The sequence below is a fragment of the Sphingobium trunci genome, from assembly GCF_022664535.1.
In the GTDB taxonomy this organism is placed as follows: Bacteria; Pseudomonadota; Alphaproteobacteria; order Sphingomonadales; family Sphingomonadaceae; genus Sphingobium.
In genome coordinates this window covers 174,611-199,241 of record NZ_JAKUJY010000005.1, presented here as the reverse complement: position 1 = coordinate 199,241, position 24,631 = coordinate 174,611, and the positions used below count along the sequence as shown (strand labels likewise).

Genomic DNA, 24,631 nt, shown 5'->3' with positions numbered 1-24,631 from the left:
AAGCGGAGGGAGAGCCGGGATGCTTCGGGATATGGCATTGCTGCACGGCGGAGGTCAGGGCGGCTGGATCTGGGAGGCGACGATCGCCGCGATCCGCCTGCAGGACGGCAGCGATGCCCGCCACATCCTGGCCCTCGACATTCCCGGCTGCGGCACCAAGCGCGGCCGCGACACGGCCGGACTGGATCATGCCGCCGTCATTGAGGAACTGGCCCGCGATATTGAAGCCGCCGGCCTCTCGGACGCCCTGCTGGTAGGCCATTCCCAGGCCGGGACGGTGCTGCCGCGCCTTTCCACCCGGTCCGCACGGATCGCGCGCACCGCCTATGTCACCTGCTGCGCCCCGGAAAAGGGTCAGACGGTAAGCGCCATGATGGGGATCGGCATTCACGGCGCCGATCCGGACAGCGTCGGCTGGCCGCTCGATCCCCTGACCACCCCGCAGCGCGACCTGTTCCGGGCGATGTTCTGCAACGACATGACCGCGGCGGAGGCGGACGGCTTTCTGGCGACGCTGGGGAACGACGCCTGGCCGGCCGCCTGCGGCATGGCCGAGACGAACTGGAGCTATGCCGAGGCGCGCACAGTGCCCGCCCTCTATGTGATCGCGCTGCGCGACGCGATCCTGCCGCCCGCATGGCAACAGCGTTTCGCCGAACGGATCGGCGCGATCGAGATTGCGCGAGTGGATACCGGCCACCAGCCCATGAACACCCACCCGCACGCCCTGGCCGAGATTCTGCGCAGTTTTGCGACGATATCCGCCTGATGCCCGCCCATTTCCGCTGCCGCACGCCGCTTGCCCGAACGGCATAAAACCTTCTCCCTTGATGGGAGAAGGATATGGAGCCTTGCCGAGCGAAGCGAAGGGAGGCGGAGTGGGATCGAGCGCTCAGGGCACGCCGATGACGTCTTCCGATTGGGCAGGATAGGCGCGCAGCAACGCGTTGCACAATTCGGAGGCTATATTCTGCTGGGTTCCGGCGGGACGAACCGTTACCGCCTTACCGTGCCAGATCACCTCTTCCCCGCCCCGTTTTCGCAAATTCATGTCGAGCTGCGTTCTTTCGAGCGCGACATGCTGTGATTTGCTCGACGGAAGCGGGACTTTGAATATCGATCCGACCGCACCAGCGACGCCGCCGCTCATCAGGTCAGAATGGGACGGGGCCACTTTCGCATTGCCGGTGCCGACCTCGGATATGTGGACTATTAGCTCCATCCGGTAGGCCGCATGATCGGAGCCGTCCAGAAGCGTAAAGCCCCGTGCCGCCAGCGCGCTGGCCGCAGCGTCGCGGAAAATATCGGAAGAAGCATCCTCGCTTCCGTCGACATTCGTCGCGCTGACCGCCATGGTCCCCTCTGCCGGAGGGGTGGCGGCCAAGGACATGGTCAGCACAGGCATAGTGCCCGTCAGCGTCAAAAGCGCGATCAGCAAGGCGCCGCGTTTCACCAGCGAGGGGAGAGGCTTCCCATGCAGGGCTCGGTTCTGAATGAACATGGGGAGATCGCTCCAACTCCAGGCTTTATCGAAACTAGGCGATATCCCAGCTAGTGCAAGGTGTTAAGTCGGGGCCTCCGCCGTTCATGCTGCATCGCCATTCTCCCACTCCCGAACCGCTTCACGCTTCCGATGACCTGCATCACCGGCTCGGGAAAGAAAGCAGACCGGGCAACATCGAACAGAAGCCGACGTTCAGCGCTCGCCCGACCGGCGTCGCAAAGCAAGAAAACGGGCCGAAACCAGCAGCAAGGAACTCGACAAAGCCGTCCATCCTGCTGTCAGCGAAGCGGCGCGTCGGTCGCGTTCCGGGACATAAATGCAACGACGAAGATTAGGCATATTGCGGAGCCCGACGTTAGTTCATTTACCTACTTCTTGATGAAATACATTATTCTCCGCGTCGTATACTGCGCATGATGGAAGGCAATCGATCCACAGTAAGTCATTGCCAACCCTGTACCAACGCGCCGCGTCGGCGCTTCGACCATCACGTGAAAGATGGTATTTAAGAGCATCCTGGAACTGGTACGACTTCACTATACAGCTATATGATATTGCATCGCCCTTGTGATAAACTTTGTTTTCACATCCCGCAGGCCAGGCAAAAGGGGCGGCCTGGATATCCGGGTGAATTCGGGCGTAGGGCCAGCCAATATACAATATAAATATGACAAGAGCGGCGGGGACAATATAGTTCGTCTTCTTCATTGTCTGCTTCATGATTTCCGTGCCCCTTGTGCGGTGCAGGCTCGAGATATGGCGCCCTGCTCCAGATCCATTCCACATCCCTGCAATGTCCGCCATACCCCATTCTATTCCGCGCAACAGACATTCCGCCACCCACCCTTCCCGGACATTCCCTATCCTCGCCCCCGCCTTCCTGCGATAGCGAAGGCATGACCCGCTGCCTGTCCCGTCATGCTCCCATCTCGACAGGCGGGATAATTGCTGCCACCCAGCCATGATGGTTCCAGAGGCCATCCCTCCCCACCGGCCGCCCCCTCACGCCGACCAGCGCCCCTTCCCCGGCAGGTCCATCGCGGCAGCCTTCATCCTGCTGGCGCTATCCCTCCTCCTCTTCTGGCCCGGCATCGCCACCTACGATACGATCGTGCAATATCAGCAGGTGGTCAGCGGCAGCTATGACGACTGGCATCCGCCGGTCATGGCCCGTCTCTGGGCGGCCCTTTCCATCCTGTCCGCCGGAACCGCGCCGCTCTTCCTCCTGCAGATGACCGGATATTGGCTGGGCCTGGGCCTGCTGGCGGGCGCTTTGGGCGGCCGCAGGGCCATCATCCTGTTCGCGGTCGGCGCGACGCCATTCCTGCTCGGCTGGCTCGCCACCGTCATCAAGGACAGCCAGATGATCGGCGCCCTCAGCCTCGCCACCGGGCTGATCGCGCATTACCGCCTGCGGGGCCGCCCCATCGCAACGCCCGCGCTGGCCGTCGCGGCCCTGTGCCTCCTCTACGCCACATTGGTCCGCGCCAACGCGGTCTTCTCCACGGTTCCGCTGGCGATGCTGCTGATCCCCCGGCCCGGCGGCCAGCCTGCCCGCTTCCTGGCGACGATCGCGGCCATTCCCGCCGTCCTGCTCCTGTCCCAGCCGGTCAATCATCGCCTGCTCGGCGCGGAGGATAGCGGCGTCACCCGCACCCAGCCTATGTACGACCTCGCCGGCATCGCCGTGCGGACGAAAGGCGCCGCGCCCGGCCTGCCCCCGGCAGCGACCGCCACGCTGATACGCCACCATTGCGTCAAGCCGCTCTTCTGGGATTCGCTGGGAGACGCACCGGCCTGCGCCGCCGCCATCGATCCATGGCAAAAGGCGCCGGCGGCCCGGCTTTATGCCGACCTCGTGATGGCGGTGGCACACCATCCGCTCGCCTATCTCGGCCACCGCCTCGCCCATCTCAATTCCACCGAACGCTGGCTGGTGCCGATGCGCTGGCCGCTCGCCGCGCCGCCCGCCAGCCCCGAACCCAACAGCCTGGGCCTCACCGGCCCGGCCTGCTGCGCCGCCGTCCATTGGCAACGCGTTGCCGCCTGGCTGGTGGAAACGCCGCTGGCATGGCCCATCCTCTGGACCGTCGCCGCATTCTGGGGGCTGTGGCTAGCTGTCCTGCAGCCGGAAAGCCCGCCACGAACCCTCGCCCTGACGCTCTTCGCCTCCGCCCTGTTCCAGGAGGCCAGCTTCGTCGCCCTCAGCATCTCGTCCGACCTGCGCTATCATCTCTGGGCGATGCTCGCCACGGCATGGGGCTGGCTGGTCCTGGCGCCAAGGGGCGCACCCTTCCGCCGGACCGCCCCTGCGGCCATCGCCATGATCCTGATCCTGTGCGCGGGCGCCGCCGCCCGCCTGACCCTGCCCCCGGCGCCCACCCGCTATGCCGACCTCATGAACTGAGGCCGCATTTTTCCTGTCCTACAGCCGCCGCCTTTGGCTAGAGCATGATCCGATCAAGCTGAATCGGATCATGCTCCTTTTGTCTTTGGTTTTCCGCATTTTCCGAGCCAGCAGGTGATGCTGCCTGCTTCGAAAATGCTCTAGGCCGAACGCGGCTCTTTCACCTGCGGGACAGGGCGGCAAAACCCCGCTTTCCAGGCGTCTCCATCGTGTCACTTATGTCACCCCAATGCCATTCCACCCTTTGCCTCCCGCCCCGCCTTGCTCTATGGCGGCAGCAACATTCCCAAGGGGAACGACAACTTGATCCTTGACCTTGCCGCCGCCGCTTCAGGCGCCATCCGTTTCGACCAGCTGGGTCTCAGCCCCGTCGCGCTGGACCTCGGCTTCTTCACGCTGAAATGGTACAGCCTCGCCTATCTCGCGGGCATCCTGATCGGCTACTGGTATCTCCTGAAGCTGATCGCCCAGCCCGGTTCGCCGATGGCGCGCCGCCATGCCGACGACATGATCTTCTACGCGACGCTGGGCATCATCATCGGCGGACGGCTGGCCTATGTCTTCTTCTACCAGCCCGAAATCCTGCGCCACCCGCTCGATATCTTCAAGCTTTGGAATGGCGGCATGTCCTTCCACGGCGGGGCGCTCGGCGTGTCGCTCGGCATCCTCTACATGGCCCGCAAGGAGAAGCTGAGCTGGCTGCGCATCCATGATTTCGTGGCCTGCTGCGTCCCCTTCGGCCTGTTCTTCGGCCGTCTCGCCAATTTCGTGAACGGGGAATTGTGGGGCAAGGAAAGCGACGTGCCCTGGGCGATCATCTTCCCGACCGGCGGCCCCTTCCCCCGCCACCCGAGCCAGCTTTACGAAGCCTTTTTCGAAGGCATCGTCCTGTTCCTGATCCTCGCCTTCGCCTTCTGGAAGACCCGCGCCCGCTACAAGCCCGGCATGCTCGTCGGCATCTTCCTCTTCTGCTACGGCATCTTCCGCTTCGGCGTCGAATATTTCCGCGAAGCCGATCAGCAGTTGATGGATTTCGCCCAGCGCACCGGCCTGCACATGGGCCAGTGGCTCTGCCTGCCGATGATCCTGGGCGGCCTCTACCTGATCGCCACCGCCAAGGGCCGCCGCATCAGGGTGGAACCGGTCGCGGGCAGCGCGAGTGTCAGCTGACCTGACGCTTTCGGAGCGCCTCGCCCGCCAGATCCATGCGGGCGGCCCGATCTCGGTCGCCCATTATATGGCGGAGGCGAACCAGCATTATTACGGCACCCGCGACCCGCTGGGCGCGGCGGGCGACTTCACGACGGCGCCTGAAATCAGCCAGATGTTCGGGGAACTGATCGGGCTGTGCCTCGCCGACGTCTGGATGCGGTCCGGCAGCCGCCCGGAAAGCTGCTATGTCGAACTCGGCCCCGGCCGCGGCACGCTCGCCTCCGACGCGCTACGCACCATGGCCAGCGCCACGCTCGTCCCCCGCGTGCATTTCGTCGAGACCAGCCCCAGCCTGCGCGAAAGGCAACGCGCCCTGGTGCCCAACGTCTTCCATCACGACAGCATCGCGCAACTGCCCCAACAGGGCCCGCTGCTGGTCGTCGCCAACGAGTTTTTCGACGCCTTGCCCGTGCGCCAACTGGTCCGCACCGGCCAGGAATGGCGCGAACGGGTCGTGGTCCACCCCGATCCCGACCAACCCGACCGCTTCGCCGCCATGCCCGGTTATCGCCGCATCGAATCCGGCCTTCCCGCCATGGCCGCCGACGCACCGGAAGGCGCCATCGTCGAAACGCCGCTGGTCGGCGCCGCGATCGCGCTGGAACTGGCCCAGCGCATCGCCCGGCAGGGCGGCGCCGCGATCATCATCGACTATGGCTATGAAGGCCCCGCCCTCGGCGACACGCTCCAGGCGGTGAAGGATCATCGGTTCGCCGACCCTTTCCTGGCGCCCGGCGAAAGCGACCTCACCACCCATGTGGATTTCACGGTGATCGGCAATATGGCGCGTCAGGCGGGATTGCGGGTAATGGGTCCGGTCGGTCAGGGCGCCTTCCTGCGTCAGCTCGGCATCGACATACGCGCCGACCAGCTCGCCCGCACGTCACCCGGCCGCGCCGCCGACGTGGAAAGCGCCCGCAACCGGTTGGTCGCGGACGGTGAGATGGGACTATTGTTCAAGGCCATGGCCTGGGTCCACCCCGACTGGGCTGCCCCGGCCGGCTTCGAACTCAATCCTCCTGATGGTAGCGGCTGAGTTTGCGGATGAAGCCGATCAGGCCCGTCTGCCGGCTCCGCTTCATGCGCTCGGCGTGGAGGATGGTCTGGACCCGCTGGAAACAATCCTCCGCATCGACATTGCAGAGCACATAGTCATAGCCGTCCCAATGCGCGATCTCCCCCGCCGCGCGCGACATGCGTCCTTCGATCACCTCCGCGCTGTCGGTCGCCCGCCCGCGCAACCGCCGCTCCAGCTCCTGCATCGACGGGGGCAGGATGAACACGCGGACCACATCGCCGCCGGCGATCTGGTGGAGTTGCTGGGCGCCCTGCCAGTCGATATCGAACAGCACGTCGCGCCCGCTCTTCAGCATCGCCTCGACCGGCGCGCGCGGCGTGCCGTAGCGCTGGCCGAAGACATGCGCCCATTCCAGAAATTCATGATCCGCCGTCATCCGGCGGAATTCCTCCAGATCGACGAAATGATAATCCTTGCCGTCGACCTCGCCCGGCCGCATCGGCCGCGTCGTCGCGGATACCGACATGGCGAGATCGGGTTCCGCCGCAAGCAGCTTGCGCGCGATGGTGGATTTGCCCGCGCCGGAAGGCGAGGAAAGTACGAAAAGGACGCCCCGGCGCTTGAAATCGGGCGTCTCGATGGAGATGCTGTCGGCCATGGCCGCTAGTGGCGCCATGGACGGCATTTGGCAAGAGGTTGTGAAAAGCCCTAACCCTTGCGGGCCTTGCGCGCCTCAGCAATCAATATCGGCTGGGCGGATGGCGGCGGCAACGCCTTTGCCTTGCGCTTCCGGTCCGCCTCGCGCTTGGCCTCGTAAATCTTCCCGGCCATATAGGCACCCGTCACGAAAAGCGCACCGGCCGGATAGCGCATGATGAGACGCTTGGCGCCCATCCCGGCCAGCAGCCCGATCACGCCCTTCTTGCCGGTATCAGCAGCCACGCGGGCCGCAACCACGGTCGCCCCCACACGCGCCGCTTTTTTGAGCAAACCGCCCTTGCGCGGGGAACGGACGGCGATCGGCGGATGATCTGGCGATTTCTTTTTCATGGGAGGTCAATGTACCGCACGGCGCCCGGTTCCGCCATGTTGATCTGCATCAGACCATTTTCTCGGGCCGAACAAGCCGATCGAAGGTCGCTTCATCCACCAGCCCAAGCCGCAATCCGGCTTCCTTCAGCGTCAGTCCCTCAACATGGGCATATTTGGCGATCTTCGCGGCATTGTCATAGCCGATTTCCGGGGCCAGCGCCGTCACCAGCATCAGCGAGCGGTCCACCAGTTCGGCAATGCGCTTCTCGTTCGCCTCCAGCCCTTCGACGCAGCGTTCGGCAAAACTGTCCATCCCCACACTCAACAGATGGATGGAGCGCAGCACGGCCGCGCCGATCATCGGCTTGAAGACATTGAGTTCCATATGCCCCTGCAAGCCGCCGACCGTCACTGCCTGATGATTGCCGATCACCTGGGCAGCCACCATGGTCAGCATTTCGCACTGGGTCGGATTGACCTTGCCCGGCATGATCGAACTGCCCGGCTCGTTGGCGGGCAGGTCCAGTTCCCCAAGGCCGGAACGCGGACCGGACCCCAGCAGGCGAATGTCATTGGCGATCTTGGTCAGCGCCACCGCCAGAGTGGCGAGCGTCGAGGACAGGTGCACCAGCGGATCGTTGGACGCCAGCGCCTCGAACTTGTTGTCGGCGGCGCGGAACGGAAGCCCGGTCAGGGCCGCGATTTCGCCGGCAACGGCCACGTCGAACCCCTTGGGCGCGTTCAGCCCGGTGCCCACCGCTGTCCCGCCCTGAGCCAGCGCGGTCATCCCATGCATGGTCGCCGGTTCGATCCGCTTGCGGCAACGATAGATCTGGTGCGCATAGCCGGAAAATTCCTGCCCCAGCGTCAAAGGCGTCGCATCCTGCAAATGGGTGCGTCCGATCTTGACGATACCGTCCCAGGCCCGGACCTTGGCATCCAGCGCGGCGTGAAGCCGGTCGAGCGCGGGGAACAAATGGTCCACGACCGCCCGCGCGGCGGCGATGTGCAGCGCCGTGGGAAAGCTGTCATTCGACGATTGCCCCATATTCACATGATCGTTGGGGTGAACCGGGCTCTTGCCGCCGCGCTTGCCGGTCAGCGCCTCATTGGCGATGCCCGCAATCACCTCATTGACGTTCATGTTGGACTGGGTGCCGCTGCCGGTCTGCCAGATCACCAGCGGAAACTGGTCGTCATGCTCCCCCGCAACGACTGCAGCGGCAGCGGCCTCAATGGCATCGGCCAGGCCCGGATCGAGTCCATGCCCGCGATTCACCCGCGCCGCGGCCCGTTTCACGATGGCGAGGGCATGGACGATGCCGACCGGCATCCGTTCGGTCGCGCCGAAGGGGAAATTTTCGATGCTGCGCTGGGTCTGCGCGCCCCAATAGGCGGCGGCCGGCACTTCGATGGCGCCGATACTGTCGGTTTCGATACGTGTTTCGGTCACGGCAGGCATTCCCTCGACGGTGGGAGCGCCTTCAATCTGGGGGAGACCGGCCCCCGATGCCAGTGCTTATTTCTTTTTGCCGAAATCCACGGTGACGACATTGGACCCGTCCTCCGACGTCACCTGGGGCGCATCATTTTCCGCTTCTTCATGCGGTTCGGGCGCGATGTCCGCCTGCGCCTGGAACTGGAGGGCGAAATTGACCGCCGGATCGACAAAGGCCGTGATCGCGGCGAAGGGAATATGCAGGTGTGCCGCCACCTGGTTGAAGGTCAGGCTGACACCGAAGGCATCGTCGCTGACCTTCAGGTCCCAGAATTTATTCTGGAGCACGATGGTCATCTCGTCGGGGAAACGCTCGACGAGATGGCGCGGAATGTCGACTCCGGCCGCCTGAGTCTTGAAGGTGATGTAGAAATGATGGGCGCCGGGCAAACCGCCCGAACGCTCGATTTCCCCCAATACGCGGCCGACCACGGCGCGCAGGGCTTCCTGCACGATTTCATCATAGGGAATCAGGCTGTCGGGCAGGTCGTCACTCATGCGCCAATGTCCTAACGGCGCCACGGCGCTGGTCAAGTGCGCCACGGCACATTGCAACACGCCCCCACTTCGGTATAGGGCGCTGCCATGCGCACGGCCGACATTCACCGCAACACTGCGGAAACGCAGATCGACGTGACCGTCAACCTCGACGGTACCGGCATCTATACCGTTTCGACGGGCATTGGCTTTCTCGATCACATGATCGAGCAACTGTCGCGCCATTCGCTGATCGACATGGACGTGAAGACGGTCGGCGACCTGCATGTCGACCAGCATCACACGACGGAAGATACCGCGATCGCCCTTGGCGAGGCCGTGGCGAAAGCGCTGGGCGACAAGCGCGGCATTTCCCGCTACGGCAGCGTCTATTCGCCGATGGACGAGACGTTGAGCCGCGTGTCGCTGGACATTTCGGGTCGCCCCTGGCTGGTGTTCAACCTGTCCTTCACCGTGCAGCGGATCGGCGAATGGGACACCGAAATGGTCGAGCATTTCTTCCACAGCTTCGCGCAGGCGGCGGGAATCACGCTGCACATCGAAAATCTCTACGGCTCCAACAACCATCATATCGTCGAGAGCTGCTTCAAGGGACTCGCCCGCGCGCTGCGACAGGCGGTGGAAATCGACCCGCGCAAGGCCGACGCCATTCCGTCGACCAAGGGGATGCTGTGACGACCCTGGCCCTGATCGATTACGGCGCAGGCAACCTTCATTCGGTCCACAACGCCCTGCGCAAGGCAGGAGCGGAAAACGCCGTCATCACCGCCGATGCCGATGTGGTGGCGAAGGCGGACCGCATCGTCCTGCCCGGCGTCGGCGCCTTCCGCGCCTGCCGCGACGCGCTGGTGGCGATCCCCGGCATGGTCGAGGCGATGAACGAAGCCGTGCGCCAGCGGGGCGTCCCGTTTCTGGGCGTCTGCGTCGGCATGCAATTGCTGGCGGACGCGGGCGAGGAGTTCGGACGGCATGAGGGGCTGGGCTGGATTCCCGGCACGGTCAGGCTGATCGAACCGGCCGACCCGTCGGTCAAGGTGCCGCACATGGGATGGAACGACGTCATCCTGCGCGGCAAGCCACCCTTGCTGGAAGCCGGAGAAGCCTATTTCCTGCACAGCTATCATTATGACGTGGCGCAGGAGGATCATATCGCGGCGGTCACCGATCATGGCGGCCCGCTGGTCGCCGCCGTGGCGCGCGATACGATCATCGGCTGCCAGTTCCACCCGGAAAAGAGCCAGAGCTATGGCCTTTCCTTCCTTTCCCGCTTTCTGGAGTGGAGGCCGTGAGCCTGATCGTTTTTCCTGCCATCGATCTCAAGGGTGGACAAGTTGTGCGCCTGGCCGAGGGCGACATGAACCGCGCCACCGTCTATGGCGACGATCCCGCGGCACAGGCGCTGCTGTTCGCGGAGGCCGGGGCGCAGCATCTGCATGTGGTCGACCTGGACGGCAGCTTCGCGGGCCATGCGGTCAATGCCGAAGCGGTCGAAGCGATCGTCGCGGCCTTCCCCGGCCATGTGCAACTGGGCGGCGGCATCCGCAACCGCGAAGCCGTGGAGCGCTGGTTCGGCCTTGGCGTGTCTCGAATCGTGATCGGCACGGCCGCGCTCAAGGACCCTGAATTCGTGAAGGCGGCCGCGCGCGATTTCCCCGGCGGCATCGTGGTCGCGGTGGACGCCCGCGACGGCTTCGTGGCAACCGACGGCTGGGCCGAAAAGTCCGACATGCCGGTGGTCGACCTTGCCCGCCGGTTCGAGGATGCCGGCGTCGCCAGCCTGCTCTTCACCGATGTCGGCCGCGACGGGTTGCTCAAGGGCTGCAATATTGACGCAACCGTCGATCTGGCGCGGGCGACCGGCATTCCCGTCATCGCCAGCGGCGGGGTTGCGGGAATCGCGGATATCCGCGTGCTCAGCCTGCATGCCGATGAGGGCATTGAAGGCGTCATCACCGGCCGCGCGCTCTATGACGGACGGCTGGACCTCAAGACCGCGCTGGCGGTGGCGCAGGCGGCGGCATGACGGTCCGCACCCGCGTCATCCCCTGTCTCGACGTCGCCAATGGCCGGGTGGTCAAGGGCGTGAACTTCGTCGATCTGCGCGACGCGGGCGATCCGGTCGAACAGGCCAAGGTCTATGACGCGGCGGGCGCGGACGAACTCTGCTTTCTCGATATCACCGCGACCCATGAGGCGCGCGGCACCATTCTCGACGTCGTGCGCCGGACAGCGGAAGTCTGCTTCATGCCTGTCACGGTCGGCGGCGGCGTACGCAGTCCGGATGATGCGCGAGCGCTGCTGCTCGCGGGTGCCGACAAGGTGGCCGTCAACAGCGCCGCCGTCATCCGCCCCGAAGTGGTGGCCGATATCGCCGACCGTTTCGGCAGCCAATGCGTCGTCGGCTCGGTCGATGCGCGCCGCGTCGGCGAGGGGCGCTGGGAAATCTTCACCCATGGCGGACGCAAGCCCACCGGCATCGATGCGCTGGAACATGCGATCCGGCTCGCAAAACTGGGTGCGGGCGAACTGCTGGTGACCTCCATGGACGGCGACGGCACCAAGGCGGGCTATGATCTTGCCCTCACCCGCGCCATTGCCGATGCGGTGTCGATCCCGGTGATCGCCAGCGGCGGCGTCGGCACGCTCGCTCATCTGGTGGAAGGGGTGATCGAAGGCCATGCCAGCGCGGTCCTGGCAGCATCGATATTTCATTTCGGTCAACATAGCATTGCCGAAGCGCATCAGGCGCTGGCGGCCGCCGGCATAGCCGTCCGGGCAGGCTGATACCGGATTTACGTGAAAAGCGTCGGTTGAATTGACATTAACCAATTTGCGCGATGCGCCGTTAACCATGGTGGCGCCGCTGTTGCTCCATATCGCCTGTCTGGCACGGCTCATGCACCATCCTCATCACCTGCTTCAAACGAACAAGGGGTAGAAAAGATGAATGTAAACAAGCTGTTTCTGGCCGCTGGCGTAGCGGCCCTGATGGGTGCGGCGGCTCCGGCCGGGGCGACATGGTGCTGGGGCAAGAAGTGCGGCGGCTCCTCCAGCTCCGGTGGTTCATCCTCGGGCGGCACGCCGACCCCGGTGCCCGAACCCGAGCAGGTGGCGCTGTTCGCCATGGGTGCAGCCGTGCTGGGCGCCCGGCTTTTCGTCGCGCGCCACAAGCGGAAGTAAGTTTTCATTTGACGGGTCGCGCGCGCGGCGCTTGATGGCGCCATGCGCGCGACCCTTTTCGATCTTGAACGGACCATCCGCCAGCGGCGGGAGGCGGACCCCTCCCAAAGCTATGTGGCCAGGCTGACCGCGAAGGGGCGCGGCAAGATCGCCCAGAAGGTCGGCGAGGAAGCCGTCGAGACGGTGATCGCGGCCATGGCCTCCGATCGCCAGGGCGCGATTGGTGAAAGCGCGGACCTGCTGTTCCATCTGCTGGTGCTGTTGGCCGACCTCGATATTGCGCTGGACGATGTGCTGGATGAACTGGACCGGCGCGAGGGCGTGTCGGGGATAGCGGAAAAGGCCTCTCGCAAAGCCGACTGATTTTCCGGAAAGATATTGCAGGCCCCGCGTTTGTCCTTCAGCTTCTCGTCCCATCGAGATGACAGGAGGGCATATGATCAAGACCTTGCTCGGCGGCCTGATCGGCGGCGTGGCCATGTATCTTGTCGGGTTCGTCTTCTGGGGAACGCCGCTCAGTGCGCTGGCCTTTCATCGCGCCGATGCGGCCGCCAGCGGTCAATTGCAGGCCGCCATGGCGCAGGCGCTGACCGCGACCGGCACCGGCGTCTACGTGGTTCCCGATCCCGCCACGGCCCAGGGTACGATCCTGTATGGCAAGGGACCGGTCGCGATGGTCTTCTACAATAATGGCGGCTTTCCGGTGACGGATGCCAGCGCGCTCATCGGCGGACTGATTCTGGCGCTGGTGGTAGGCTTACTGATCGCCTTCATGTTGCGTTTCATCGGCGCCGATTTCGCCCAGAGGGCCCGCGTCACCCTCATATTTTCGCTGGCCTCGATATTATGGCTGCATATTGGGCAGGCCGTGTTCAACCACGCGCCATGGGGTTACATCCTCTATCTGGCCTTCAGTGATTTCCTGGCACTTGTCGCGGCAGGACTGGTTGCAGCGAAGATCATGGAGAGCAGAAGCGATGGCCAAGCCGAACCGGTTACCGGCACGGTTCATTAGAGAGGCTTCCAGAGCGATCAACGGTTGAAATCAGGGTAGATCGCGAAGCTTGACCGGCGACCCGGCACATTCTTCCGCCAACCGGATCATGCAATCGGCATGTCTGCGTGCGATCGCCATGCGGTCCTCTCCATAGCCGCCTCCCATCGCGCTGGCGAGGGGGATCGCCCGGTCGCGGGCAGCGCGCATGACCATCCGGTCGCGCGCCGCGAGCCCCTGATCGGTCAACGACAAGCGACCCAGCCGGTCATCGGCATGAGCATCGACTCCCGCCTGATAAAGAAGGAGATCGGGAGCAAAATCATCCAGTACGCCCGGCAAAACCCCCGCGAGCGTTGCCAGATAGACTTCATCGTCCGTGCCATCGGGCAAGCCGATATCCAGCGTCGAACGGGCTTTGCGGGCTGGAAAATTCTTCTCCGCATGGATCGACAAGGTGAAGACGTCCCCTCGCCCCGCCATCAGCGATGCGGTTCCGTCACCCTGATGCACATCGAGGTCGAGGATCAGGATGCGCCGGGCGTCCCCTTCCTCGATCAGGCGGTGGGCCGCAATGGCGAGATCGTTGAATATGCAATAGCCCGCCCCGCTGTCGTGCAGCGCATGATGGCTGCCACCCGCCGCATTGGCGGCATAGCCGTGCCGCTTTGCCAGCCGGGCGGCCAGCCACGTTCCGCCCGGCGAGAGCATCGAACGGCGCGCGACCCTTTCCGTCACCGGAAAGCCGATGCGCCGCTCCTTCTCTCGTGGTACGGCGAGGCTTGAGACCTGAGCCACATAGGCCGGGTCGTGCACGGCCTCTATCCAGCGGCGGGGCATGGGCTCAGGTTCATGGACGGTAAAGGCCGCACCGCTATGCTGGAGCGCTTCCATCACCAGCCCATATTTGTCGAACCGGAAATGGCTGCCCCCTGTCACCCCAAAATTTGTTGCCGGAGAGGCATAAGCCGGATGGTGAACGACGTGCAGCATCATCTTTTCCGCTATCTTCGAGTTTGAACGATGCGGGCTTTGCGCTATCTGGTCCAGCATGAACCGTCCTAAATTGATCCGTTTTTCCGTTTTTTGTCTGCTGGGAGCCGCTGCATCGCCCGCTCTGGCGCAGCCTCCTGCGGTTGCGCCCACGCTGCCCGCCCCTGCCCAGCCCCAGGTCATTCTGCCGCCCGCCATCGTGACGCCGCCTCCACCGGTACCCTTGCCGCCGCTCTCCGCGGCGCAGGAAAAATGGCTGAATGTCTGGCTGACGGGCGGCGCGCAGCAGGGCCTGATGGCGCGGAGCAAGGCCACGGGTACGCTCAAGGGCGACGCCCTGATCTCCGCGGTGCTGGACCGGGCAAAGGCGCTGAGCACCGGCCGGGTGAACACGGCGGATTTCCTGGAAATCTGGGCATTGCGGCCCGCCCCTTTCGATCCGCACCCCGGCCTTGCGAAGGCGATTGCCGAAGACCGGCTGCCGCAATGGGCACTGGGCCTGACGCCGCCCTATGCCGGCTATGACGGGTTGCGCAAGGGCCTCGCCAATTATGAGCGGATCCGCGACACCGGCGGATGGCCCGTGCTGACGGCGCAATCCTCGCCCGATAAGGTGCGGACGCGCATCGCGATTGAAGACAAGAGCGTCACCCCCGCAGAAAAGCTCACCGATGTGCTGCAACGGGCACAGCGGCGCTATGGGCTTAACCCCACCGGCCTGCTCGACGCGCGCACGCTCAAGGAACTGAACGTGCCGGTGGAGGATCGAATCGCTGCGATCATGGCGAATATGGAGCGCTGGCGCTGGATGCCGCGCGACCTGCCCGTCAACCGGGTGCAGGTGAATATCGCCGCAGCCGTGCTGACCGTTTTCGAGGGCGACCAGCCTGTAACGTCCATGCGCGCCGTCACTGGCGCGCCGGACAATGCTACACCGATGCTGTCGTCCAGCATCCATTCGATCGTCGTCAATCCGCCCTGGAACGTTCCGACCTCCATCGCCAAGCGCGAATTATGGCCCAAGGGCCGTGCCGCGTTGATCCGTCAGGGCTACAAGATCGTCGGAACCCCCGAAACCGGGGAGCGGATCGTGCAACCCGCCGGTCCCGGCAGCGCGCTGGGACGGTTGAAGTTCGATTTCAACAACCCCTTCGCCGTCTATCTGCACGATACCCCGTCGCGGGCGAAATTCTCGAGCTATGACCGCTTGGCGAGCCATGGCTGCATTCGCCTGGAAAAGCCGGTGCCGCTGGCCGAACTGATGGTGGCCAGCGATCCTGACCTGGCTGGCAAGATCCAGTCGCTGATCGATAGCGGCAAGACCCAGCGGGTGTCACTGCCCAAGGAGGTGGCGGTCTATCTTCTCTACTGGACTGCCTTTGCCAGCAATAATGGCACGATGAGCTTCCGTTCCGACCCCTATGGCTGGGACAAGCTGCTCGCCGCGAAGATCGAGGCGTCGAGCAGCCGTTCCGATCCGACCACGGCACCTGCCGCCACTCCCGCAGCCACCATCGCATCCAAGGACTGAATTCATGCGCAAGATCGCTTTCATCGCCCTCGCCGGGGCGCTCGCCTTGGCCGCTTGCAACAAGAAGGACGAAGAGACGCCGGCCACCAACAATCTGGTCGAACCGCCGGTGGAAAATGTCATCGTCAATGAACCGGCGGCCCCGGCGCCCGAGCCGGGCAACAATAGCGCAGCGGCCCAGCCTGCCGCGCCGCCGAGCATTTCCGAACAGCAGCAGATCCAGGACGATGCCGATGCGACCGGCATGACGGCGCGCCTCGACAGGGACCAGTCGGGCGAAGCCGCCAACGCGACGCAATGACGAACCACTCGCCCGAGCGCGGAATCGGAGCAGAACGGCGGTTTTGCTGATCCGGATCGGACGAATGGTTGCGGTTGCGCCGCCCTCCCCTTGGAGCGGTCCGGCGCATTTGCTATATTGCGATTCATGGATCGTCGTAATTTTACCAAGCTCGCTTTAAGCGGGCTGGCTTTTTCGTTTCTTGCCGACAGTGCCGGGCGAGCCGCTTCGCTGGGCGAGACGCTGCCCAGCCCCGCACTTCCGCCGACGCCCCGGCCGATTTCTCCCGGGTCGCTGGCGACGCAGCCCTATGCCAAATTGCTGGAACGCGCCAAGGCCGCGCTCGACCAGCATGGCCATATGTTCGAACTGCGGGACCGGGTTGCCCTGGCCGATTTCAACGCGCCGTCGCGGGAGTTGCGCTTTCATGTGGTCGACCTGATCGGGGGGCAGTCCAGTTCCTATCTGGTCGCTCATGGCCGGGGTTCGGACCCCGAACATTCCGGCTGGCTCCAGACCTTTTCCAACGAGCCCAATTCGCTCGCCAGTTGTTCAGGTGCGTTCAAGACGGGTGAGATTTACGAAGGCCAGCATGGGCGCGCCATGCGGCTGACGGGGCTCGATCCGCAGAACAACAATGCGGAAATGCGCGCCATCGTCGTCCATGGCGCCGATTATGTGAGCGAGAATCACATCGCCACCTGGGGCAAGATCGGCCGCAGCGAGGGCTGTTTCGCGCTCGCCCGCCATATGCTGCCGCAATTTATCGGGCTGCTGGGCCCAGGGCGGATGCTGTACGCCGACAAGATCATCGGCGGCCTTTCCTGAACTGCCATCCGGGGGAAGGAAAGCAAACGCCTTCCCTCCCCGTGCCAGAAACCAACCGGCCTTCTTGCCCGTCATGGCCTGAACGGACGGTTTGTTCATGGCATCGATGGTTCCGTCGCTCAACATCGCCTTGCCCAGGCTGAGTGCCTCGTTCGTCAGTGCTGGATCATTGGCCGTCTGACTCGCGCCGATCAGGGCAGACAGCAGGATATTCCTGGACACCGCGTCCGTGCCATTCTCCGCCACGGATGTCCGCGCCAGGGCCAGCGCTTCCTTGTAGAGCGGATCGGCGCCGGCCTTGTCCTGCCCCGCCAGCTTCTGATTGCCCAGCTGGATCAGGATCCCCGCAAAAATGTTGCGGTTGGCGGCGTCGGCTGGCTTGGCTTCCACAATCTGACGCCAATAGGGAGCGGATTCGCTGTAGAGGGCGATCACCTTGTCCATCCTGCCCAGCGCGCCCTGTGCGGCGGCATCGGCATAAAGGGCGTTGGCGAGAAAGTTCACATTCTCGATCTTGCCCGGATCGATCTGAACCGCCGTGCGGATGGCGGGGAGCGCGGCCTCATATTTGGCCGCCGCAACGTTGTTGTCACCCGCCTGCTGCGCCGTCTGACCGGCGGTAAAATCGGTCACGGCCTGGTTGAAGGCCGCGATCTGTGCCGACGTCATCTGGGCAGCGGTGGGCGCGGCCGCCTCTTGAGCAAAGCTGGGGGCGGGGAATGCGAGCGGCGCAGCAACGGTCGAGAGGGCGATAACAAAGGTGCGGGACAACAAGGTCAGGGTCCTCCTTGGAGCTTTCACGGGCAAGACGCGTCCCTGCGGCTTGCCTCTCCGATTTGACCAGAGAGGCAGCTTCGCGCCCAGCCGGTCAGGCTCGGACCATCTCGCAAAAGGCTCGCGCCATGGCAAATTCGTTTCTGCGCTGCGCCGAACGGGCGGCGGCTTCGGCATCCTCGCCCCATTGTTCGACTTCCCAGGCCTCATCGATTTCGGATGCAGTCCAGATGAGGTCGGCATCATGGCCGCCGTCCACGATGGCAAGACCGCAAACCAGGGAGCCGGAGAGCGTGACCAGCGTGGAAAGTCCCGCCAGCGTGAAGGGGTCGAAGGCAGCGACAGCGGCGGAAAGACGCTCCAGCGTCTCGGCGGGCTGATCGACCGGGACGATGCCGTGCGTCACCTTGAAGGTCACATCATAGCGGCTGCGCGCCCAATCGAGCAGCGGATCCCATGCGGCGGCTTCTCGCGCGACCAGTTCCGCTGGCCCCTCGGCACGATAGCAGAGCAGGTCACTGCTGCCATAACGGGCGATGCCGTCGGCGAAGCTCGCGCGATTGGGGGCGATCTGGTCGATAGCGCCATTGGCAAGGCCGGTGAACGGCATGGAACGCGGATCGACGGTTTCGCCCTGCGCGCGCCATTCCTGGGCCACGGCTTCGGCCAGCCCTGCGTTGGGCAGGGCCAGCGGCGCGCGGGCGGGCGTGCGGACGGGACGGCCGTCGAGTTGAATCTCCAGGCCAGCATCACCGGGAACGACATTAACGGCCTTGTAAAAACGCTTCATGGTTGAGGAGGCTCTTCGTCTTGGCTCGGGACAGGCTTTCGGAACAGGGCGAGCAGCAGGCGCGGCACGACGACGAACTGGAACAGGCCGACAACTACGAAGATCGCACCCATCGCCTTGGCCTTGCCGCCCTGAACCCAGTGGAAGCGCTGCATCAATATGAGGAAGCCGAACATCACCAGCAGCGCGCCCGACAGGCGGAACAGCCCGAGCGCGAAGAAGCGCTGGCGGGCAACCCTGTCAGGGTCGACCGGCGGGATGGGGGGCAGGATCGGCGGCATATCGGTCATCGCGCGTGGATATTGTCGCGCAGTTCGCCGCTGTCCATCGCCACGCTATGCGCGCCCGCCGCGACGAGATGCTGCGGCGTATGATAGCCCCAGCCGACTCCCAGAGCGCGCGTGCCCGCGGCCAGCGCCATATCGATATCGAAGCTGGTATCGCCGATCATCACGGTGGTCTCAGGCGACGCGCCCGCTTCGGCCATGGCCGTCAGCAGCATCGAGGGATGCGGCTTGGACGGGTGCCGGTCGGCGGTCTGGAGCGTCACGAAATGGGCATGGATGCCATGATGGGAGAGGCAGAGCTGAAGGCCCCGGTCCGACTTGCCCGTCGCGACGCCGAGCAGCCAGCCGTCGCTGTCGAGTTCGCGGACCAGATCGGCAATGCCGGGATAAAGCGGTTCCGACACTGCATTTTCGCGGCGCAACAGCTGGAAGGCGCGCTTGTAGCTGTCGGAAAGATGCTCATGATAGTCGGCCTGCGCCTCCGGCAGCAGGCGCGCCATGGCCATCGGCAGCGACAGGCCGACCACCGAGAGGATGGCGGCGCGTTCGGGGGGAGCCAGCTTCTCGCCCTCGAAGGCGCGGATCATGGCGGTGCAGATGCTGTGCTGGCTGTCGACCAGCGTGCCGTCGCAGTCGAAGACGGCGAGGCGGTTGGTCATTTCTTCCGCGGCCCTCCCCCGCTTTTCCCACCGCCGCCCTTTGCACCGGCGGACGCTCCCCGCGAGCGGCGTTCGCCCTTGCGCCCCTTGCGGATCTGCTTGGCGTGGGCGCGGGCTGCCTTTTTCTCATCCTCGCGGGTGGGCTTGCGCTCGATTTCCTCGTCCAGCGGCAAATCGCCCGCATGGATATCGAAGCCCAGCGAGGTCAGGCTGGCGGCGAAATGATCGGGCAGTTCCGCGCGGACATCGACGCGGCCACCATCGGGATGATCCACCCTGATGCGGCGGGCATGGAGGTGCATCTTGCGGCTGATCGTGCCGGACAGGAACGCTTCCTTGCCGCCATATTTGCCGTCGCCGACAATGGGATGGCCGATTGCCGCCATATGGACGCGCAACTGATGGGTGCGGCCGGTATAGGGCTGCAGCTCGACCCAGGCGGCGCGATTGCCCGCGCGTTCGATCACCCGGTAGCGCGAGCGGGCGGGCAGTCCCTCCTCCTCATCCACATGCATTTTCTCACCGCCGGTGCCGGGCTGCTTGGCGATGGGCAACTCGATCATGCCGTCCTCGATCGAGGGAACGCCCATCACGATGGCCCAATAGACCTTGCGCGCCGTGCGGCTGGAAAAGGCCTTGGCGAAATGGGCGGCCGAGCGCGCCGTGCGGGCGATCAACAGCGCGCCGGACGTGTCCTTGTCGAGCCGGTGAACCAGCTTGGGCCGCTGGTCCAGCTCATATTCCAGCGCATCCAGCAGTCCGTCGACATGGTCTTCGGTCTTGGTGCCGCCCTGCGTGGCAAGGCCCGGCGGCTTGTTGATGACGATCGCCTGCGCGTCGCGGTGGATGACCAGGCTCTGGGCGAAGGCGACCTGATCGTCGGTCAGTTGCGGGCGGACCCGCTTGGGCCTGGCGCTTTCGGCAGCCTTGGGTTCGGCAGGCGGCACGCGGATGCTCTGACCTTCGGCAAGGCGGTCGCCGGGCGCGGCGCGAGCGCCGTCCACCCGAAGCTGGCCGGTACGCGACCAGCGGGATACTGTGTTGAAGCTGACATCGGGCAAGTGCCGCTGGAACCAGCGGTCGAGCCGGATTCCGTCATCATCGGCAGCCACCCGGAACTGCCGCACGTCGAGCGAGACGCCCTTGCTGCTCGAAGTCCTGGCGGGAGCAGGCTTGACTGATGCGGGTTTGATGGAAGCGGGTTTCGCGGCCTGTTTCGGCGGCGCCTTGGGCGCGTCGGGCTTGCGCGCGCGCGCTGCCTTGACGGCGCCACGAGCACGGCCTTGCGGGGCTGCGCCGGGCTTGCGGGATCCGCGCGAGGGACCGGAGGATTTACCCTTCATGCGACGCTCCTCATCACGGCGAGGCCCCCCGCCAACGCGCCGACCGCACCGATCACGGAAAAGACGGCATAAGCCAGGCCCATGCCAAATTGCCCACGCTCGATCATCAGCACGGTCTCAAGGCTGAAGGAGGAAAAGGTGGTGAAGCCGCCCAGCACGCCCACTGCCAGGAGCAAGCGGATCGGCTCACCCGGACCGCTGCTGAAGCGCGCCAGCCACCCGGCCAGCAAGCCCATGGCGAAGCCGCCGATGATGTTGGCGCCGAAGGTTCCCCATGGCCACAAGGCGGCCGGGAACAACTGGCCTGAAAGACGCCCGAGCAGATAGCGAAGCGCCGATCCGACGGCGCCGCCTGCCATGACGAGAAGAATATTGGTCATGCCGCCCGCCCTAATGGCAAAATGCCACGAAGGAAATGGGCGGTTTGGGTTCAACGCCACATGTCGTTCAGGATCAGCGCCCGTTATCCGCGATGATATCGACGCTGGTCTTGCCGCCCGGCGCGTCGGTGAACAGCAGGAAATAGGCGCTGCCGTCATCCTTGCGCGTACCGCCCAGCACATGATCGCCGTCCATGATCCTGTGTTCGGCGTCGAAGCCGGACCGGCGGGCCTGGGTATAATAAAAGTCCATGACGCTCTGGCGCGGCACCGGCGTCACGAAGGTTGCGGCGCGCAGGGTACAGCCATTTTTCTCCGCGCCCGCCGCTTCGACCAGTTGCGAACCCGGATAGGGGGTGAAAGGATCGGGCAGGCGGCTGGCCCACTGATTGCCATAGACCAGCTGCTTGCGGCAATTGGCGTTGCTGCCCGGCCCCTGCTGTCCCATGGCGACCTCGGCAAGCGTCTTGGCGGAATCCGTCCCCGCGCCCTGCACGGCGGCCGGTGTCGCCAGCAGCTTGCCGCCCGCCAGCTTGACCGAGGCGGCCAGCGCCTTGGCAGCCTCGCCCTTGAGCACCGGCAATGGAGCGGTCGGCCCACCGATGCGGTTGGGATCGACGACGATCTGTCCCTCCACCACATTGTTGGTGAGCGCTTCGTCCAGCGCATTGAGGTCGGCATGCTTGCCACCCTTGCCGCAACCGGCCAGCGACAGGGTCAAGGCAAGCGTGATGATGGAGACGGATCGAACAGAGGCCATGGCTTCACTCCCTGGTTAACAGGAAGTGAAAGGTAGAAGTTAATTTTTCGTTAGGGTTTGTGGTGAATCCGCCCCTTTATTTTGATGCCGGGCCATTATTCGCCAACTGGCCTTGCCTGTGCGCCTTGTCCTGACCGGCTCGAAAGTCCATTTGGTGCGCCATGATCAATATGCTGTCAGCCCTGATCGGCCTTGCGACGCTGATCCTGATGATCCCGGCGGTGTTTCCGCTGCTGGGCGCACTCAACTGGCTGCTGGTGCCAATGGCCTTGGTCGGCGCCTTTGTGGGCATGTTTTCCAGCCGCAATGGCGGGCGCAACTTCTGCCTGATGGTCGCGGCGTTCGGGGCGCTGCGCCTGTTCCTGGGGGGAGGCATATTCTGACACCGCCCGACCCATCCGGTCACGCCTTCCGCCAGGGGATGTTGGCGGCCGTGGGCGCCTATGGCTTGTGGGGCATGCTGCCGATCTTTTTCCGGCTGCTGCATCATGTCGATCCGGTGGAGATCGTGACGCAGCGTGTGATGTGGTCGCTGCTGCTGATCCTGACGCTGCTGGGCACGCGCAAGGCCCTGCCCGCCTTGTTCGCGCTGCTGGGCAACCGGCGGCTGATGCTGCCGCTCGCAGGTTCGGCGCTGATGATCGCAATCAACTGGCTGATTTACGTCTGGGCGGTCAATGCCGGTCATGTCATCGCCAGCAGCCTCGGCTATTTCCTCAATCCGCTGGTCAATGTCGGGCTGGGCGTGCTGCTGCTCAAGGAAAGATTGCGGCGTGGGCAGATGCTGGCGATCGCCCTTGCGACGGTGGGAGTCGCCATCATGGCGGCGGCCGCGCTGACGACATTGTGGATCAGCATCACCCTCGCGCTGAGTTTCGCCTTTTACGGCCTGATCCGCAAGGTGACGCCAGTGCCGCCGATGATGGGACTGGGGGTCGAGACGTTGCTGCTGACGCTTCCGGCGATCGGTTACCTGGTCTGGTTGACCTCCCACGGCGGCATCAGCTTCGGGCAGGATATGCCAACGACCGGCTTGCTGATCATTTCCGGCGCGGTGACGACGGTGCCGCTGGTCCTGTTCGCCACCGCCGCCCAGCGGCTGCCGATGGCGACGCTGGGACTGCTGCAATATCTCGCGCCCACCTTGCAGTTCCTGTGCGGAATCCTGCTGTTCGGTGAGACATTGAGCCACGGCCAGATCGTCAGCTTTGCGCTGATCTGGGGCGGGTTGATCCTGTTCGCGGCGGACAGCATCGCCACCGTCCGCCGCAACCGGGTGGCGACCGCCTAGGCGAATTCGGTCGCCTCGAAGCGGATCGGCTCGCCGATCGCTTCATTGGCCAGCATATCTTCCCACATCACGCGATGGCCGCGAATGATGGTGCCGACAGCCTTGCCGGTGAGGTCCATGCCTTCGAACGGCGACCAGTTGCAGCGCGAGGAGAGCCAGTCGCTGCCGACCGTCCAGCGCTTCTTGAGGTCGACCACGGTGAAGTCGGCATCATAGCCGAGCGCGATGCGGCCCTTGCCGACCAGCCCGAATACGCGCTGCGGGCCGGAGGAGGTCAACTCGATGAACCGGCGCAGCGACAGCCGCCCTTTCGCCACATGGTTGAGCAGCAGCGGCACCAGAGTCTGCACGCCGGGCATGCCGCTGGGCGAAGCGGGATAGGTTTTCGCCTTCTCCTCTATGGTGTGGGGGGCGTGATCGCTTCCCAGCACATCGGGCACCCCCTGATTGAGCCAGTGCCACAGACCGTCGCGATGCGCCTGCGACCGGATCGGCGGGTTCATCTGCGCATAGGTGCCAAGGCGCGGATAGGCATCCTCCGCCGCCAGCGTCAGATGCTGCGGCGTGACCTCGCAGGTCGCGATATCCTTGTTCCGCGCGATATATTCCAGTTCCGCAGGAGTCGTCACATGCAGGATGTGGATGCGGCGGCGCGCCTTGCGGGCAAGATCGATGATCCGTTTCGTCGCGATCATCGCGCTTTCATCGTCACGCCAGACGGGGTGCGAGGACGGATCGCCCTCCACCCGCAGATCCTTGCGGGCGTTCATGCGCGCCTCGTCCTCGGCATGGATGGCGACGCGGCGGGTGCCGCTGGCAAGGACGCGCGCGAGGGCATCGTCGTCGTCCACCAGCAGGCTGCCCGTCGAAGCGCCCATGAATATCTTGACTCCCGACGTGCCGGGAATGCGCTCCAGTTCCTTCAACCGTTCCGCATTGTCGGCGGTAGCGCCGACATAAAAGGCATGGTCGCACCACATGCGATGATGGGCACGCTTCAGCTTGTCCCGCACACGGTCGGCGGTGTCGGTGTTGGGATTGGTGTTGGGCATTTCGAACACCGCCGTCACACCGCCCAGCACCGCCGAGCGGCTGCCCGATTCGAGGTCTTCCTTATGCTCCAGCCCTGGCTCGCGGAAATGGACCTGGCTGTCGATACAACCCGGCAGCACGTCGAGGCCGGTACAATCGATCACTTCCGCCGCATCGCCCAAGGCCGAACCGATGGCGGCGATCCTGCCGCCCCGCACCCCGACGTCCACGCTTTCCGGTCCGCCGGGCGTGTGGACGGTGCCGTTCTTGAGGATGAGGTCGAAAGTTTCGGACATGATCGTTCACCGCTTGGATATGGTTGGGGAGTGTCCTACCTAAA

29 protein-coding genes and 1 pseudogene are annotated in these 24,631 nt (G+C 64.5%); 16 read left to right on the top strand and 14 right to left on the bottom strand.

Annotated elements, in window-relative coordinates; genetic code table 11:
- Positions 1-19: 19 nt before the first annotated feature.
- Positions 20-769 (top strand): alpha/beta fold hydrolase, encoded by a 750-nt coding sequence (locus MJ601_RS06870; RefSeq protein ID WP_242124681.1) that lies wholly within the window; start codon positions 20-22, stop codon positions 767-769.
- 123 nt (positions 770-892) lie between these two features.
- Here the strand turns inward: MJ601_RS06870 and MJ601_RS06865 are convergent, their stop codons facing one another.
- Complete coding sequence (locus MJ601_RS06865; protein WP_242124679.1) at positions 893-1,438, bottom strand: hypothetical protein; 546 nt, start codon at positions 1,436-1,438, stop codon at positions 893-895.
- Between the two features lie 1,027 nt (positions 1,439-2,465).
- Between MJ601_RS06865 and MJ601_RS06860 the strand changes: the two genes are divergently transcribed.
- The 3 genes from MJ601_RS06860 to MJ601_RS06850 all read left to right on the top strand — a co-directional run bounded on the left by MJ601_RS06860 (position 2,466) and on the right by MJ601_RS06850 (position 6,159).
- A complete protein-coding gene (locus MJ601_RS06860) occupies positions 2,466-3,911 on the top strand; it encodes a hypothetical protein (RefSeq protein WP_242124677.1) in 1,446 nt (481 codons plus the stop codon).
- Positions 3,912-4,214: 303 nt separating this feature from the next.
- Complete coding sequence (gene lgt / locus MJ601_RS06855; protein WP_242124675.1) at positions 4,215-5,081, top strand: prolipoprotein diacylglyceryl transferase; 867 nt, start codon at positions 4,215-4,217, stop codon at positions 5,079-5,081.
- A complete protein-coding gene (locus MJ601_RS06850; protein ID WP_242124673.1) occupies positions 5,071-6,159 on the top strand; it encodes a class I SAM-dependent methyltransferase in 1,089 nt (362 codons plus the stop codon). Before lgt ends, MJ601_RS06850 begins: the two co-directional genes overlap by 11 nt.
- Here the strand turns inward: MJ601_RS06850 and gmk are convergent.
- The 4 genes from gmk to MJ601_RS06830 are packed head-to-tail and all read right to left on the bottom strand — an operon-like array spanning position 6,134 to position 9,169.
- Positions 6,134-6,799: a guanylate kinase gene (gene gmk / locus MJ601_RS06845; protein ID WP_242124671.1), complete on the bottom strand. Its 666-nt coding sequence runs from the start codon at positions 6,797-6,799 to the stop codon at positions 6,134-6,136. The genes MJ601_RS06850 and gmk overlap by 26 nt on opposite strands.
- Before the next feature lie 50 nt (positions 6,800-6,849).
- Complete coding sequence (locus tag MJ601_RS06840; protein ID WP_242124669.1) at positions 6,850-7,191, bottom strand: hypothetical protein; 342 nt, start codon at positions 7,189-7,191, stop codon at positions 6,850-6,852.
- 49 nt (positions 7,192-7,240) lie between these two features.
- Positions 7,241-8,635, bottom strand: coding sequence for a class II fumarate hydratase (fumC, locus tag MJ601_RS06835; protein ID WP_242124667.1), 1,395 nt, complete (start codon positions 8,633-8,635; stop codon positions 7,241-7,243).
- A gap of 57 nt (positions 8,636-8,692) precedes the next feature.
- On the bottom strand, positions 8,693-9,169 hold the full coding sequence (locus MJ601_RS06830) for an SspB family protein (protein ID WP_242124665.1): 477 nt from the start codon (positions 9,167-9,169) through the stop codon (positions 8,693-8,695).
- A gap of 87 nt (positions 9,170-9,256) precedes the next feature.
- Here MJ601_RS06830 and hisB point away from each other — a divergent pair, with 87 nt between their 5' ends.
- From hisB to MJ601_RS06795, 7 genes are all read left to right on the top strand, one after another.
- Entirely contained in the window at positions 9,257-9,844 is a 588-nt protein-coding gene (gene hisB / locus MJ601_RS06825; protein WP_242124664.1) for an imidazoleglycerol-phosphate dehydratase HisB, read from the top strand.
- Entirely contained in the window at positions 9,841-10,458 is a 618-nt protein-coding gene (gene hisH, locus MJ601_RS06820) for an imidazole glycerol phosphate synthase subunit HisH (RefSeq protein ID WP_242124662.1), read from the top strand. Before hisB ends, hisH begins: the two co-directional genes overlap by 4 nt.
- Entirely contained in the window at positions 10,455-11,192 is a 738-nt protein-coding gene (gene hisA / locus MJ601_RS06815) for a 1-(5-phosphoribosyl)-5-[(5-phosphoribosylamino)methylideneamino]imidazole-4-carboxamide isomerase (RefSeq protein ID WP_242124661.1), read from the top strand. Before hisH ends, hisA begins: the two co-directional genes overlap by 4 nt.
- Complete coding sequence (gene hisF, locus MJ601_RS06810) at positions 11,189-11,953, top strand: imidazole glycerol phosphate synthase subunit HisF (protein ID WP_242124658.1); 765 nt, start codon at positions 11,189-11,191, stop codon at positions 11,951-11,953. The genes hisA and hisF overlap by 4 nt, the downstream gene beginning before the upstream one ends.
- Before the next feature lie 159 nt (positions 11,954-12,112).
- Entirely contained in the window at positions 12,113-12,349 is a 237-nt protein-coding gene (locus MJ601_RS06805; protein ID WP_242124656.1) for a PEP-CTERM sorting domain-containing protein, read from the top strand.
- Positions 12,350-12,391: 42 nt separating this feature from the next.
- Positions 12,392-12,712, top strand: a complete 321-nt coding sequence (locus MJ601_RS06800; RefSeq protein ID WP_242124654.1) for a phosphoribosyl-ATP diphosphatase — start codon at positions 12,392-12,394, stop codon at positions 12,710-12,712.
- 73 nt (positions 12,713-12,785) lie between these two features.
- Positions 12,786-13,364, top strand: coding sequence for a hypothetical protein (locus tag MJ601_RS06795; protein WP_242124652.1), 579 nt, complete (start codon positions 12,786-12,788; stop codon positions 13,362-13,364).
- A gap of 30 nt (positions 13,365-13,394) precedes the next feature.
- On the opposite strand, the gene MJ601_RS06790 is transcribed toward MJ601_RS06795, so the two are convergent.
- Positions 13,395-14,336 carry a histone deacetylase family protein gene (locus tag MJ601_RS06790; RefSeq protein WP_242124773.1) on the bottom strand — a complete coding sequence of 314 codons (942 nt, stop codon included), beginning with the start codon at positions 14,334-14,336 and terminating at the stop codon, positions 13,395-13,397.
- Between the two features lie 58 nt (positions 14,337-14,394).
- On the opposite strand from MJ601_RS06790, the gene MJ601_RS06785 reads away from it, so the two are divergent.
- From MJ601_RS06785 to MJ601_RS06775, 3 genes are all read left to right on the top strand, one after another.
- Positions 14,395-15,867, top strand: coding sequence for a L,D-transpeptidase family protein (locus MJ601_RS06785; RefSeq protein WP_242124650.1), 1,473 nt, complete (start codon positions 14,395-14,397; stop codon positions 15,865-15,867).
- 4 nt (positions 15,868-15,871) lie between these two features.
- Positions 15,872-16,168: a hypothetical protein gene (locus MJ601_RS06780; protein ID WP_242124647.1), complete on the top strand. Its 297-nt coding sequence runs from the start codon at positions 15,872-15,874 to the stop codon at positions 16,166-16,168.
- Positions 16,169-16,294: 126 nt separating this feature from the next.
- Positions 16,295-16,975, top strand: coding sequence for a murein L,D-transpeptidase catalytic domain family protein (locus tag MJ601_RS06775; protein ID WP_242124645.1), 681 nt, complete (start codon positions 16,295-16,297; stop codon positions 16,973-16,975).
- Between the two features lie 54 nt (positions 16,976-17,029).
- Here MJ601_RS06775 and MJ601_RS06770 read toward each other — a convergent pair.
- The 7 genes and pseudogenes from MJ601_RS06770 to MJ601_RS06740 form a co-directional block, all read right to left on the bottom strand.
- A pseudogene (locus MJ601_RS06770) lies at positions 17,030-17,749 on the bottom strand (hypothetical protein); the annotation flags it as partial.
- A 94-nt stretch (positions 17,750-17,843) separates the two neighbouring features.
- Positions 17,844-18,539 (bottom strand): ATP12 family chaperone protein, encoded by a 696-nt coding sequence (locus MJ601_RS06765; protein WP_242124643.1) that lies wholly within the window; start codon positions 18,537-18,539, stop codon positions 17,844-17,846.
- Positions 18,536-18,829, bottom strand: a complete 294-nt coding sequence (locus MJ601_RS06760) for a hypothetical protein (RefSeq protein ID WP_242124641.1) — start codon at positions 18,827-18,829, stop codon at positions 18,536-18,538. The genes MJ601_RS06765 and MJ601_RS06760 overlap by 4 nt, the downstream gene beginning before the upstream one ends.
- Complete coding sequence (locus MJ601_RS06755; RefSeq protein WP_242124638.1) at positions 18,826-19,485, bottom strand: HAD-IA family hydrolase; 660 nt, start codon at positions 19,483-19,485, stop codon at positions 18,826-18,828. The genes MJ601_RS06760 and MJ601_RS06755 overlap by 4 nt, the downstream gene beginning before the upstream one ends.
- The gene (locus MJ601_RS06750; RefSeq protein ID WP_242124636.1) at positions 19,482-20,828 is read right to left on the bottom strand and encodes an RluA family pseudouridine synthase; all 1,347 of its coding nucleotides are present in this window, start codon (positions 20,826-20,828) and stop codon (positions 19,482-19,484) included. Before MJ601_RS06750 ends, MJ601_RS06755 begins: the two co-directional genes overlap by 4 nt.
- Positions 20,825-21,208 (bottom strand): fluoride efflux transporter CrcB, encoded by a 384-nt coding sequence (gene crcB, locus MJ601_RS06745; RefSeq protein ID WP_242124634.1) that lies wholly within the window; start codon positions 21,206-21,208, stop codon positions 20,825-20,827. The genes MJ601_RS06750 and crcB overlap by 4 nt, the downstream gene beginning before the upstream one ends.
- A gap of 73 nt (positions 21,209-21,281) precedes the next feature.
- Positions 21,282-21,968 (bottom strand): hypothetical protein, encoded by a 687-nt coding sequence (locus MJ601_RS06740; RefSeq protein ID WP_242124633.1) that lies wholly within the window; start codon positions 21,966-21,968, stop codon positions 21,282-21,284.
- A gap of 161 nt (positions 21,969-22,129) precedes the next feature.
- On the opposite strand from MJ601_RS06740, the gene MJ601_RS06735 reads away from it, so the two are divergent.
- Both MJ601_RS06735 and rarD read left to right on the top strand, forming a co-directional pair.
- Positions 22,130-22,351 (top strand): hypothetical protein, encoded by a 222-nt coding sequence (locus MJ601_RS06735; RefSeq protein ID WP_242124631.1) that lies wholly within the window; start codon positions 22,130-22,132, stop codon positions 22,349-22,351.
- Between the two features lie 38 nt (positions 22,352-22,389).
- A complete protein-coding gene (rarD, locus tag MJ601_RS06730; protein WP_245405683.1) occupies positions 22,390-23,259 on the top strand; it encodes an EamA family transporter RarD in 870 nt (289 codons plus the stop codon).
- On the opposite strand, the gene MJ601_RS06725 is transcribed toward rarD, so the two are convergent.
- Positions 23,256-24,587: a dihydroorotase gene (locus tag MJ601_RS06725; RefSeq protein WP_242124627.1), complete on the bottom strand. Its 1,332-nt coding sequence runs from the start codon at positions 24,585-24,587 to the stop codon at positions 23,256-23,258. The two genes, rarD and MJ601_RS06725, sit on opposite strands and share 4 nt — an antisense overlap.
- Between the last annotated feature and the right edge of the window lie 44 nt (positions 24,588-24,631).

Excerpts from the sequence above, each read along its gene's own strand:
- MJ601_RS06760 (WP_242124641.1), bottom strand. The coding sequence starts at position 18,829 with ATGACCGATATGCCGCCGATCCTGCCCCCCATCCCGCCGGTCGACCCT.
- MJ601_RS06840 (WP_242124669.1), bottom strand. The coding sequence starts at position 7,191 with ATGAAAAAGAAATCGCCAGATCATCCGCCGATCGCCGTCCGTTCCCCG.
- MJ601_RS06785 (WP_242124650.1), top strand. The coding sequence starts at position 14,395 with ATGAACCGTCCTAAATTGATCCGTTTTTCCGTTTTTTGTCTGCTGGGA.
- MJ601_RS06750 (WP_242124636.1), bottom strand. The coding sequence starts at position 20,828 with ATGAAGGGTAAATCCTCCGGTCCCTCGCGCGGATCCCGCAAGCCCGGC.
- MJ601_RS06780 (WP_242124647.1), top strand. The coding sequence starts at position 15,872 with ATGCGCAAGATCGCTTTCATCGCCCTCGCCGGGGCGCTCGCCTTGGCC.
- MJ601_RS06870 (WP_242124681.1), top strand. The coding sequence starts at position 20 with ATGCTTCGGGATATGGCATTGCTGCACGGCGGAGGTCAGGGCGGCTGG.
- MJ601_RS06790 (WP_242124773.1), bottom strand. The coding sequence starts at position 14,336 with ATGCTGCACGTCGTTCACCATCCGGCTTATGCCTCTCCGGCAACAAAT.
- gmk (WP_242124671.1), bottom strand. The coding sequence starts at position 6,799 with ATGGCCGACAGCATCTCCATCGAGACGCCCGATTTCAAGCGCCGGGGC.
- MJ601_RS06755 (WP_242124638.1), bottom strand. The coding sequence starts at position 19,485 with ATGACCAACCGCCTCGCCGTCTTCGACTGCGACGGCACGCTGGTCGAC.
- MJ601_RS06795 (WP_242124652.1), top strand. The coding sequence starts at position 12,786 with ATGATCAAGACCTTGCTCGGCGGCCTGATCGGCGGCGTGGCCATGTAT.
- MJ601_RS06775 (WP_242124645.1), top strand. The coding sequence starts at position 16,295 with ATGGATCGTCGTAATTTTACCAAGCTCGCTTTAAGCGGGCTGGCTTTT.
- fumC (WP_242124667.1), bottom strand. The coding sequence starts at position 8,635 with ATGCCTGCCGTGACCGAAACACGTATCGAAACCGACAGTATCGGCGCC.
- MJ601_RS06800 (WP_242124654.1), top strand. The coding sequence starts at position 12,392 with ATGCGCGCGACCCTTTTCGATCTTGAACGGACCATCCGCCAGCGGCGG.
- MJ601_RS06740 (WP_242124633.1), bottom strand. The coding sequence starts at position 21,968 with ATGGCCTCTGTTCGATCCGTCTCCATCATCACGCTTGCCTTGACCCTG.
- MJ601_RS06765 (WP_242124643.1), bottom strand. The coding sequence starts at position 18,539 with ATGAAGCGTTTTTACAAGGCCGTTAATGTCGTTCCCGGTGATGCTGGC.
- crcB (WP_242124634.1), bottom strand. The coding sequence starts at position 21,208 with ATGACCAATATTCTTCTCGTCATGGCAGGCGGCGCCGTCGGATCGGCG.
- MJ601_RS06860 (WP_242124677.1), top strand. The coding sequence starts at position 2,466 with ATGATGGTTCCAGAGGCCATCCCTCCCCACCGGCCGCCCCCTCACGCC.
- hisF (WP_242124658.1), top strand. The coding sequence starts at position 11,189 with ATGACGGTCCGCACCCGCGTCATCCCCTGTCTCGACGTCGCCAATGGC.
- hisB (WP_242124664.1), top strand. The coding sequence starts at position 9,257 with ATGCGCACGGCCGACATTCACCGCAACACTGCGGAAACGCAGATCGAC.
- MJ601_RS06805 (WP_242124656.1), top strand. The coding sequence starts at position 12,113 with ATGAATGTAAACAAGCTGTTTCTGGCCGCTGGCGTAGCGGCCCTGATG.
- MJ601_RS06830 (WP_242124665.1), bottom strand. The coding sequence starts at position 9,169 with ATGAGTGACGACCTGCCCGACAGCCTGATTCCCTATGATGAAATCGTG.
- rarD (WP_245405683.1), top strand. The coding sequence starts at position 22,390 with ATGTTGGCGGCCGTGGGCGCCTATGGCTTGTGGGGCATGCTGCCGATC.
- MJ601_RS06725 (WP_242124627.1), bottom strand. The coding sequence starts at position 24,587 with ATGTCCGAAACTTTCGACCTCATCCTCAAGAACGGCACCGTCCACACG.
- MJ601_RS06735 (WP_242124631.1), top strand. The coding sequence starts at position 22,130 with ATGATCAATATGCTGTCAGCCCTGATCGGCCTTGCGACGCTGATCCTG.